The sequence below is a fragment of the Companilactobacillus halodurans genome, assembly GCF_009600985.1.
Lineage (GTDB): Bacteria > Bacillota > Bacilli > Lactobacillales > Lactobacillaceae > Companilactobacillus > Companilactobacillus halodurans.
Genome location: NZ_VDFP01000213.1, coordinates 1 through 1,160 on the forward strand (window position 1 = coordinate 1; position 1,160 = coordinate 1,160).

Sequence of the window (1,160 nt, forward strand, 5' to 3'; positions counted from 1 at the left end):
TTTGAACATCCTTTTGAACCTCTAGAACACTCATGGTTTGAAAAGAGGCCTAATAAGAATTGGTCACTGATCAAAGGAGCAACTGACCCATCCTTAAATATCGACACTAGCAAGGTCGGAACAAGCTACTATCAGATTCACGATTTATACAGCGGTATTTTTAGCGATGATAGTTTTTTCTCTAATTCTGCTGCCGTCCACGTAATTCCTAATGACATTCCAGCAAAATCGATCAAAATAAATGTCGACAATGATTATATTTATAATTCCGATAATAATTTCGACAAGATGACGGCTTATGCTCACACTGAATTAACACCCTCAGATGCCACTGAAAAAGTTGTTTGGTCTATCAGTAACACAAATTTAGCGACTATCGATCAAGACGGAAAAATCACTTCCGTGCCTGGAAAAGAAGGTAGTTTTATTATCAAGGCAACTATTACTAATAAAGATGGTTCTGTATTCAGCGACACCAAATTAATGAATGTTGGTGGTGGACTCTACGATCAAAAAGCCCGAGCTGGCGAAAATGCTACTTTTACAATTCAGGGATTTGATGACGCAATTAGAGATAATACCGATCATTTAACCGTTGAATGGCACAAAAAAGATCCACAGGGTCATGATACTAAATTAATGACCCCAGTAGATCCATTTATTTACGTAACTGGTCCCGTTTCTGAAAAAGATAACGGCGATGAATATTATGCAATTATAAAATTACGAGATAAAACTCTCAAAACTAGTGTTGGAAAGTTATCCGTATTACCAACACTAGATTCAAATGTAGTATTAAATGGTAAACTTCAAAATGTATCTTTTAAAGATGGACAAGATTCTAGTACTGCTTTATTCAATGTCGTTAACGGAGATACTATCAACTATGTAATGAACTTGAACAACAATGGACAGAGAGATTTATTTAATAATAAATTATCTTTTTACCTAAGCTTAAAAACTGAGGTAATGAAAATCATTGTTGACGGCAAACAATTGGATGAACACGAGTATAAAATTAATTCTAATATCGACAATAACAACCAATTAATTGAAATACCTGTCGGTAATTTAAAAATTGGCCAACAAAAAAATGTCCAAATAGAAACTTTGACTCATGGAATAAATAATCAATTAGATTTTCACTCTACCCCTTCTTT

General features: G+C 34.0%; 1 protein-coding gene. It reads left to right on the forward strand.

The window, feature by feature from the left end; all coding sequences use genetic code 11:
- Positions 1-1,160, forward strand: a 1,160-nt coding sequence (locus FHL06_RS13700) for an Ig-like domain-containing protein (RefSeq protein ID WP_192918018.1), incomplete at both ends; no start/stop codon positions are given.